Source organism: Pseudomonas sp. MF08817 (assembly GCF_059862705.1).
Window position 1 is genome coordinate 1 of the sequence record NZ_JCBCUY010000089.1, and the last position, 1788, is coordinate 1788.

General features: G+C 53.9%; 1 protein-coding gene and 2 pseudogenes. All 3 read left to right on the forward strand.

All coding sequences use genetic code 11. The features are described from left to right. Window positions 1-217, forward strand: a pseudogene (locus tag AC19YR_RS24685) (GtrA family protein); the annotation flags it as partial. After that, window positions 183-1166, forward strand: a complete 984-nt coding sequence (locus AC19YR_RS24690; RefSeq protein ID WP_059395180.1) for a glycosyltransferase family 2 protein — start codon at window positions 183-185, stop codon at window positions 1164-1166. The pseudogene AC19YR_RS24685 and the gene AC19YR_RS24690, both read left to right, overlap by 35 nt. Further along, window positions 1160-1666, forward strand: a pseudogene (locus AC19YR_RS24695) (ArnT family glycosyltransferase); the annotation flags it as partial. The gene AC19YR_RS24690 and the pseudogene AC19YR_RS24695, both read left to right, overlap by 7 nt. Window positions 1667-1788: the final 122 nt, after the last annotated feature.

Here is a 1788-nt window from a genome sequence, read left to right on the forward strand (position 1 = left end):
TATCTGCAACCAGATCCCAGGCTGCGTCGGGGAGTTCATACCGCTTTGCCATCTTGGCCTCCTGGCTTTAATGGCGGTGTATTTTACAGAAAATCGTATTTCTTGGGTTTACGTACAGAGCCTAGTGACTGTGACGCTCACTGCACTTGGATTCATTGCACACCGTTTCTGGACATTCAATCATGCAGACATTACATCGCTTTCCCGAGCGCCCTGATCCCTTATTAACCATAGTCGTTCCATGCTTTCAGGAAGAGGAGAGCATTCCAGAGTTCCATCAGCGCATCACCCGCGTCGTAAAGCGCCTACCTGTCTCTTGTGAGATTCTCTACATTGATGATGGAAGCAACGATCGAACTGCAAATTTGCTACGCGATTATCAGGATGGATCGGCTGTTCGTAGTCTGTTCCTCAGCCGCAACTTCGGCAAAGAGGCAGCACTGAGCGCCGGGATAGATCATGCCCGTGGCAGCGCATTAATCTTCATTGACGTCGACCTGCAGGACCCACCTGAGCTCATCCCGGCCATGGTGGATTTCTGGCAGCGTGGCTACGATGTAGTAAACATGCAGCGCAACCTTAGAACCGGTGATTCATGGTTCAAGCGTGTGAGTGCCCGGGCTTACTACTGGGTCATGCAGCGCCTGGTTGAAAAGGTTGATCTGCCCGCCGATGTCAGCGATTTCCGCCTGATCGGACCTGCTCCACTGGCGGCACTTCGAGCGCTGGATGAGCGTTCCAGAATACTCAAGGGGATGATCGGCTGGGTAGGTTTTCGCACCGTCGAGCTGCCTTACGATCGTACTGTGCGCCATGCCGGTAGCACCAAGTGGAACGCCGCTGGCCTCTTCAATTTGGCCATTGAGAGCATCGTCAGTTTCTCTCGCAAACCGCTACGCATATTCAGTCTAATCAGCTTCGGTCTATTCGTCTCCAGCATCTGCTACATGCTTGCATCGCTCGTAGCAGGCAGCTTCGACGTCCATCACCTGCTCGTCGGAATGGCTTCATTTCTGTGCATCGGAGTTGCCATGGTGGGGGAGTACCTAGGCGTGGCACTCGCAGAAGTCAAACGCCGGCCTCGCTATTTCCTGAAGAGCAACAGCAAGGCAGATCCCGTGTCGCTCCATGCTTCGGTGCCTTTGATCGAGGGTAAGAAATGCTGAATCTGAGAAAAGAGCGGCCCCTGTGGTGGATCCTGGGTTCAATTCTGGTATTGCGCTTGTTGGGTTTGGGCGTCTACCCACTGATGGACACATCGGAGGCACGCTATGCCGAAATGGCACGCAAGATGGTCGAGTTAAACGATTGGATCACGCCGATGTTCGACTACGGGGTACCGTTCTGGGGTAAGCCGCCGCTATCCTTCTGGACCCAGGCTGCGAGCATGACGGTTTTCGGGGTGAATGAGTTCGCTGCTCGATTCCCGGCCTGGCTGCTGCATCTGGGCAGCTGTTTCATCATCATCAAGCTCGGTACTCAGCAGATCTCGCGTAATGCTGGAATCTGGGCCGCCATCATCTTCTCTAGTACGACACTTGGCCTAGTCTCCAGCGGAGTCGTGCTGACTGACCCTGTTCTGTCGTTCTCGATTTTGCTCTCCAGCTATGGATTCTGGCGTTGGATGAAGTGCTCCAGCAACGCGGATGCCTACCTGATGTTTGCGTATTTCGCTCATCGTGACCGGTCATTTCGCTAACAACGTGACCGGTTTCTCCACCCGATTGCGCGGGGTCTAAATTCTAACCGCATCGGTCACGATGCCGCTTCTTCTTCCGTCTTTTTACG

Excerpts from the sequence above, each read along its gene's own strand:
- AC19YR_RS24690 (WP_059395180.1), top strand. The coding sequence starts at position 183 with ATGCAGACATTACATCGCTTTCCCGAGCGCCCTGATCCCTTATTAACC.